The organism is Glutamicibacter protophormiae, assembly GCF_014647495.1.
GTDB classification, from domain to species: Bacteria; Actinomycetota; Actinomycetes; order Actinomycetales; family Micrococcaceae; genus Glutamicibacter; species Glutamicibacter protophormiae.
This window is the reverse complement of record NZ_BMPH01000018.1, coordinates 58,827-66,063: the sequence shown is the minus strand read 5'-3', so window position 1 is coordinate 66,063 and position 7,237 is coordinate 58,827. Positions and strand designations below refer to the sequence as shown.

9 protein-coding genes are annotated in these 7,237 nt (G+C 62.9%); 6 read left to right on the top strand and 3 right to left on the bottom strand.

The genetic code is table 11. The annotated features are described in order from the left end of the window. The 3 genes from IEY43_RS16785 to IEY43_RS16775 form a co-directional block, all read left to right on the top strand. On the top strand, positions 1-796 hold a 796-nt coding region (locus IEY43_RS16785; protein ID WP_188949967.1), incomplete at its 5' end, for a DDE-type integrase/transposase/recombinase. After that, positions 796-1,302: a hypothetical protein gene (locus IEY43_RS16780; RefSeq protein WP_188949965.1), complete on the top strand. Its 507-nt coding sequence runs from the start codon at positions 796-798 to the stop codon at positions 1,300-1,302. The genes IEY43_RS16785 and IEY43_RS16780, both read left to right, overlap by 1 nt. 64 nt (positions 1,303-1,366) lie before the next feature. Further along, entirely contained in the window at positions 1,367-1,888 is a 522-nt protein-coding gene (locus IEY43_RS16775; protein WP_188949963.1) for a hypothetical protein, read from the top strand. An 87-nt stretch (positions 1,889-1,975) separates the two neighbouring features. Here IEY43_RS16775 and IEY43_RS16770 read toward each other — a convergent pair whose 3' ends face one another. Further along, entirely contained in the window at positions 1,976-2,668 is a 693-nt protein-coding gene (locus tag IEY43_RS16770; protein ID WP_188949961.1) for a DUF4913 domain-containing protein, read from the bottom strand. A 314-nt stretch (positions 2,669-2,982) separates the two neighbouring features. On the opposite strand from IEY43_RS16770, the gene IEY43_RS16765 reads away from it, so the two are divergent. Genes IEY43_RS16765 through IEY43_RS16755 form a run of 3 tightly spaced genes read left to right on the top strand, consistent with a single transcriptional unit; the run spans position 2,983 to position 5,497 of the window. Next, positions 2,983-3,873, top strand: a complete 891-nt coding sequence (locus IEY43_RS16765) for a metal ABC transporter substrate-binding protein (protein WP_188949983.1) — start codon at positions 2,983-2,985, stop codon at positions 3,871-3,873. Beyond that, positions 3,870-4,625, top strand: coding sequence for a metal ABC transporter ATP-binding protein (locus IEY43_RS16760; protein ID WP_188949959.1), 756 nt, complete (start codon positions 3,870-3,872; stop codon positions 4,623-4,625). Before IEY43_RS16765 ends, IEY43_RS16760 begins: the two co-directional genes overlap by 4 nt. A 5-nt stretch (positions 4,626-4,630) precedes the next feature. Beyond that, positions 4,631-5,497 carry a metal ABC transporter permease gene (locus IEY43_RS16755; protein ID WP_374189874.1) on the top strand — a complete coding sequence of 289 codons (867 nt, stop codon included), beginning with the start codon at positions 4,631-4,633 and terminating at the stop codon, positions 5,495-5,497. A gap of 105 nt (positions 5,498-5,602) precedes the next feature. On the opposite strand, the gene phnE is transcribed toward IEY43_RS16755, so the two are convergent. Beyond that, a complete protein-coding gene (gene phnE, locus IEY43_RS16750; protein ID WP_229777463.1) occupies positions 5,603-6,478 on the bottom strand; it encodes a phosphonate ABC transporter, permease protein PhnE in 876 nt (291 codons plus the stop codon). Further along, the gene (locus IEY43_RS16745; RefSeq protein WP_188949955.1) at positions 6,475-7,236 is read right to left on the bottom strand and encodes a phosphonate ABC transporter ATP-binding protein; all 762 of its coding nucleotides are present in this window, start codon (positions 7,234-7,236) and stop codon (positions 6,475-6,477) included. Before IEY43_RS16745 ends, phnE begins: the two co-directional genes overlap by 4 nt. Between the last annotated feature and the right edge of the window lies 1 nt (position 7,237).

Below are 7,237 nucleotides of genomic sequence, written 5' to 3'. Positions count from 1 at the left end.
TTTGGCGACATGCCCGGGATCCGGGGTGTTGGGTTTAGGCGGTTACACTCTGAATTCTGAAGAGCCCGCAGGCATCGAAGAGCAGATGCTGCGCCCGAAGGTTCCCACCCGCACGCAAAACCGCCAAGCACGAGGCAAAAAGCCGGTGCTCAAAGCCACCGGGCCGGGGCAAGTCTGGTCCTGGGACATTACCGACCTGTACTCGCCTTACAAGAACAAGGTGTTCAAGGCCTATTCGATTATTGATATTTTCTCCCGGCAGATCGTGGGATACAGGGTGGAGGAGCGTGAAGCTGACCATCTGGCCGCGCACATGTTCGAGCAGGCGTTCAAGGATTTCGGTGCGCCGAATGTCGTGCACGCAGATTCGGGGGCGGCAATGAAGTCCAACGCGGTGAAGAATGCGTTGGAATCCCACGGCGTCCATCTAAGCCATAACAGGCCTTATGTGTCCAACGACAACCCCTTCAGCGAGTCCGGATTCCGCACCATGAAGTATCGTCCGGGGTACCCGAAGGTCTTCGCCACCCTCGAAGACGCCCGCACCTATCTGGCGGAATATGTGCCGTGGTACAACCGGCAGCATAAGCACTCGGGGATTGCCTTGTTCTCTCCGGCGCAGGTCCATGACGGGTCCTGGGAGCAGGTTTGGCAGGTCCGACAGCAGGCTTTGGAAGATTACTACCGGAGGCATCCAGCGCGTTTTCACCGGCATCCGGTCACTCCTGCGCCTGCAGGAATTGTTGGAATCAACCTGCCGTCAGAAGACGCAGGGGCTGCGTTGCAGGCTGCTTAGTGACTCCAAACAGCTTGACATTTTTCGAAGACGCAAATTGGGAACCTGATAACGCATCTCCTTTTGTGGATTCGTCCAAAGAATCATTAGAAGTATCTGCCACGAATGCACCTGCAGGGGTGGCCACCATGACCGCAGCTAAGGCGCAAGTTGGACTGAATCCGTGGCGCTGTGCAGGATACACGGAACGGGTTCACAAAAGTAGTGGTTTTGGGTCGCTGCATAGCGGAATTAAGGACTGCCGTAAAGCGCCTGACTACCAAGTTACAGGTGCTGAGATCATGAAGAAGGGATGGGTCGGTCTATGGCATCGTGCTTCTTTCCACCAGCGTGAGGTAAAGAAGAAAACGATGTCGAAGATTGATGTCCATTCAAAATTTGTCTGCTCCTCGAATTCTGCGCAGACTTATCGAGGGAATGGCTATCATCGAGTAACCTTTGGAACGACGAACTTCTCAGGTCGTACTTCAAGTGACATTGAAACCCGTTTCTACTGCAACAATTAAACTTGGCGTACTGATCGGCTGCTCGCTCATATCTTTATCGACACTTACTGGGTGTAGCTCTAACATGGCTAGCTCAGTGGAAAACGGTGGTGCAGTTGCTGTGAAGCCTGAACAAACTCAGGAACAGGATGTTCTTTCGTTGACTCCGGATGCACTTGAGCTTCCTCCAGTCCTCAAGTTCGAGCGAAAAGAGGTTCGATCATTTGCTGTTGACTGGAAGCATCCTAATGGAGAGGTCAGTCGGCTACAAGAGGATCTTGAAGTCCCTAATGTGCGCACCACAGAAGGTTCACTAGAGCTGCTAATCGACGGAACCGTTCAGCCAGTCTCACTCGTGTTATCGATTTATCAAACGAATATCAGGGACATTGACCCGACGGGGGACCCAGACTTAGTTGTAGATTGTTTGAAAGCTGATTCACTATGTGATTTCGCCATGAGTGGCGGTAATGCCGGCATGCTTCGAATTGATCAGCTTGAAGACGAAGAGATGGTCATGAGCTTGCAAGCTGAGTATTACGCTGATCCTTCCTTAAATGCCGAAAGATTTGTCAATACTATCGGGTGGATTTTTTCTTTGAACTAATGTTCAAGACTGCTGACCGTATTTTTTGGCGCAGAACAGCGACCGCGCATCCAACTCATGGGGTGGATGCACGGTCGCTGCTTTAGCTTAATGTTGTTCCGAAAGTCGTTGGTCTGTGAACAATCCTGCCGGGGGTGGGGCATAGGGCAATGGCTGCCCTTTTTTGGACTTGTTTTCGTCGGCGTCCGCTGCCGAGGAAAACGGCCCGTCCGGGTCCAGTAAGACCGCCATATGGTGGTCCGCGTGGTCGCGCCACCACGCGCTCATGCCGGTGCTGGGGTCCATGCGCAAGTGTTCCCAGGAACGCCAGAGCGCTTCCAGCCGGATCACTGCCTCGTCGTATTCCCACCACCGGGCAGCCCAGACCCGCGAGCGGCCGTTGATCGCCCGTCGATAGACATTGCGCAGGTACTCACGGACAAACTCATCGACGGAACCGTAGTAGAGGGTTTCCTCCGGTTCCGCCTCGCCCTCGTCGTCCTGGGCTTCGTCGGCTGCCTCGTTGGCCTCGACCTGTTCGGTCACGGCGGCCACGGCCGCCTGGCCAGCTCGCTGCCTGAGGGATTCCAGCAGCTCCTCGGTCAGGGCTTCGTCGACCGCGGCCGTGGCCACGTTATTGACCTGCTTGCGGACCGAGGCCTTGACCGCCGCATCAACGTATTCACCGGCAAGCCCGCCAATGTCGAGCCCAAACACCCGCCCAGGCGAGCGGGGTGTATCTGTGGCGGCGGAGGGCTGCCCCGCGTTTTCGGTGTATTCGTCCTCTCCCCAGTCGCTCATGATGTGCCCTCCGTGTTCAATGCGGAATCAACCACCGAGAGTTCCTTCTCGGTTTCGGGACCATAGGCCAGGACGGATGTCTGCCCTCGCACCCGAAACGGAGAACCACGTCGCGAAGAGGGGAGGTGATCGATCCCGGTTGGATGTTTGACCCCTCAAACATTATCCTATGAGGGGGCCGAATGTGAGCCCCGCTTTCGCGGCAACGAGGCCGTGCGAGCGCAGGGAAAAGGATTCGAGGGTTGTTGGTGAAAACTCACTCGCGCCGGCGGCGGGGCCAGGGCCTGCTGCTGCGCCTCGGGATTGTGCCGCTGATGCTGCTGTTTCTCGCGGGCTGCTCCGGCGGCACCGCCGCCGAACCGCAGCCAGTGGAGCCCGATGACCGACCGGTGGTCTTGACGACGTTCACGGTGCTGGCAGATATCGCGCAGAACGTGGCAGGGGAGCATCTGCGGGTGGAATCGGTGACCCGGCTGGGCGCCGAGATCCACGGCTACGAACCGACCCCGGACGACCTGCGCCGGGCCTCGCGCGCTGACCTGATTCTTGACAACGGGCTGAACCTCGAAGCGTGGTTCGCGCAATTCGTGGCCGACAACCCCGCCCCGCACGTCACGGTCAGTGACGGCGTCGAGGTCATCGACATCGCGGACGAGGAAGGCTCGGGGAAACCGAACCCGCATGCCTGGATGAGTCCGCTGAACGTGCAGAAGTACGCCGGGCGCATTGCCGAGGCGTTCAGCGAGCTGGACCCGGAACACGCCTCTGACTACCGCGCCAACGCCGCGCAGTACCAGAGCAAGCTCCAGGCTGTGCATGACGAGCTGGCGGCCTCGCTCACGCAGATCCCCGAATCCCACCGGACCCTGGTGACCTGCGAAGGCGCCTTCAGCTATCTGGCCCGCGATGTCGGGCTGACGGAGAAGTACCTGTGGGCCGTCAATGCGGAATCGCAGGCCACTCCGCGCAAGGTGGCCGCGGCCATCGACGCCGTGCGCGAACAGCAGGTGCCGGCGGTGTTCTGCGAATCCACGGTGTCGGACGCCGCCATGCAGCGGGTGGTGGAGTCCACCGACGCGGTCTACGGCGGGACGCTCTACGTCGACTCGCTGTCGGCCGCCGACGGGCCCGTGCCGACCTACCTCGACCTGATCACCCACGACACCCGTACCATCGCCCGCGCATTGAAGGGAGAGTTGCCATGAGCAGCCAAGCACAGCATCCATGGGCCATCGACGTCCAGAACGCCACCGTCCACTACGGCCCCGTCCAAGCGCTCGACCACGCCACCGTGCAGCTGGGAAGGGGCATGGTCTGCGGGCTGGTGGGCATGAACGGCTCCGGCAAGTCCACCCTTTTCAAGACGATCATGGGCCAGATCAAGCCGGATACCGGCAGCGTCCAGATCAATGGACAGGATCCGCAGCAGGCGCGGAAAAAGGGCATGATCGGCTACGTCCCGCAGAACGAGGCGGTGGACTGGGACTTTCCCATCTCCGTGCGGGAGGTGGTGATGACCGGCCGCTACGGGCACATGGGCTTCACCCGCCGTCCGCGCAAGGCCGACCAGCGGGCGGTCGACGAAGCGCTGGAACGCGTCGAGCTGAGCGCCTATGCCGGACGGCAGATCGGCCAGCTCTCCGGCGGGCAGAAGAAACGCGCGTTCGTGGCCCGCGGCATCGCCCAGGAAGCCAGCATCATGCTGCTTGACGAGCCGTTCGCCGGAGTGGACAAGCGCAGCGAGGCGACCATCACCAAGCTGCTGCGGGAAGTCGCGGACGACGGCGGAACGGTGCTGGTCTCCACCCATGACCTGCACGCGCTGCCCCAGCTGGCCGACGAAGCCATCCTGCTGATGCGCAGGGTGCTCATGCACGGGGACCCCACCCGCGTGCTGCAACCCGAAAACCTGGCCATGGCCTTCGGCCTGGACCCGATGAAACGAGGCGGACAGTGAACCTGATTGAACTGCTGGTCGAACCGCTGACCTACACCTTCATGCTCCGCGCGCTGGCCGTCACGATCATCGCCGCGGTGCTGTGCGCCATCCTGTCCTGCTGGCTGGTGCTCATCGGCTGGTCGCTGATGGGCGACGCCGTCTCCCATGCGGTGCTCCCTGGCGTCGTGTTGGCCTACATTGTCGGGGCTCCCTTCGCGCTGGGCGCCCTGGTGTTCGGCTTCCTCGCCGTCGCCCTGATCGGGGGAGTGCGCGATACCTCCAGGCTCAAGGAGGACGCCGCCATCGGCATCGTGTTCACCACGCTGTTCTCCTTCGGCCTGGTGCTGATCTCCGTGACGCCGAGCCAAGTGGATCTGAACCACATCATCTTCGGCAACCTGCTGGGCGTTTCAGCTGCGGACCTGTGGCAGGTGCTGATTATCGGTGCCATCACCTTCATGATCCTGCTCCTCAAGCGCAAGGACTTCACCCTCTATGCGTTCGACCCCACCCATGCGCACGCTCTGGGCATGAACCCGAAGCTCATGGGCGCGGTGCTGCTGGGCCTGCTGGCCATGACCTCGGTGGTGGCGCTGCAGGCAGTCGGGGTGATCCTGGTGGTCGCCATGCTCATCATCCCGGGTGCCACCGCGTACCTGCTCACCGACCGCTTCGGCACCATGCTGGTGATCGCTCCCGTGCTGGCCGCGTCCGGCGGGGTGCTCGGCGTCTACGTGAGCTACTACCTGGACGCCTCCACCGGCGGTATGGTGGTGCTGGCGCAGGGGCTGATCTTCGTGGCGGTCTACCTCTTCAGCCCGCGCCAGGGCCTGGTCGCCTCGCGGCTGGCGACCCTGCGCCGGCGCAGGGCGCTGTCGACGGCCGGCTAGGACCGGGAACGCACCGCGGGCTTGCCTGCCCGAACAACGGAACACCGCCCCCGAACTGGAACCAGTTCGGGGGCGGTGTCTTGTTGTCTCGACCGGTGCCGCCGGCTAGACGGCCAGCTTGCGGCGGACGAAGCCGGAGGCCTGGTCCACCACGATGATCAGGATCAGCACGATGATGATGTGGGTCAGCATGGTGTCGAACTGGAAGGACTTGATGGCCTGGTTGATCAACAGGCCGATGCCGCCGGCGCCGACGAGGCCCAGGACCAGCGAGGAACGGACGTTGACGTCGAAGCGGTACAGCAGCAATCCGACGAACTGCGGGATGACCAGCGGCAGCGAGCCGTGGGCGATCTGCTGCAGGCGGGAGGCCCCGGCGGTGGACAGCGCTTCCTGCGGGCCCTGGTCGGTTTCCTCCATGGACTCGGCCCAGAGCTTGCCCATCACGCCGGTGTTGTGGCAGATCAGCGCCAGCACGCCGGCGAACGGGCCCAGGCCCACGGCGGTCACGAAGATCAGCGCGAAGACGATGTCCGGCACCGCGCGGAAGAAGGACAGGATGGCGCGGGAGACCTGGTAGGCCACCGGGTGCGGGGAGGTCGTGCGCGAGGCCAGCACCGCGAGCAGCAGGGCACTCGGGATGGACAGCGTGGTGCCCAGCAGGCCGATCCACAATGTCACCAGCGTGGCTTCAAGGCCCGGCTTGATGACTTCCTCCCAGTCCAGGTTCGGCGGGAAGGCGTCGGAGATGAAGCGGGCCATGCCCTGCCAGCCGTCGACCAGCAGCGTCGGGTCGAAGTCGGTGCCGGCCACCGCGAGCAGGTGCAGCATCACGATCACGGCGGTGGCCGTACCCCACAGCATGGCCTTGCGCCCGCGGTGCGGGTCGGCGGGAACGGGCAGCTTGGCCGGGGCCGGCGTGCGGACGGATGCGGACTCCAGGGCGGTGTCCATCGGTCGGGGAGGAGTCTGGAGGCTCATGCCGCGTTCCTTTCGGGGGAGTAGAGGGTGTCGAGCACACTCTGGTTCAGGGAGGCGACCGGGCCGTCGAAGGTGATGCGGCCGTGCATCAGGCCGATCGCGCGGTCAGCGTGGCGCAGCGCCAGATCGGGCTGGTGCAGCACCGCGGCGACTGCCAGGTTCTCGTTGTGGGCCAGCTCGGCGAGCAATTCCATGACGTGTTCGGCGGCGTTCGGGTCCAGCGCGGACACCGGTTCGTCGGCCAGCAGCACGCTGGCGCGCTGGCACAGGGCGCGGGCCACGGCCACACGCTGCTGCTGTCCGCCGGAGAGGCGTCCCACGCGGTCCAGCGCGCGGTCGGCCATGCCCACGCGTTCCAGGCATCCCATGGCTTCTTCGCGCAGTTCGCGGGAGAAGAACAGCGGGGAGACCGAGGCCAGCGAGCTGACCCTGGCCAGTGCCCCGGCGCAGACGTTGTCCAGGGCGGTGCGGCGCGGGACCAGGTGGATCTTCTGGAAGACCATGGCGGCCTTGCTGCGGGCCAGTTGCAACTGGCGTCCGCCGAGCTGCGAGAGCTGGGCGCCGTCCAGCTCGATGCGCCCGGCATCCGGTTCGGTCAGCCCGGCCACGCATTTCAGGGTGGTGGACTTGCCCGAACCGTTGGCGCCGAGGAAGGCGACCAGCTCGCCGCGCTTGACCTCGAAGTCCACGTCGTCCAGGACACGGCGGCCGTTGAAGGACTTGGCCAGTGACTGTACCTTGAGGGCTGCCTGCTCCAAT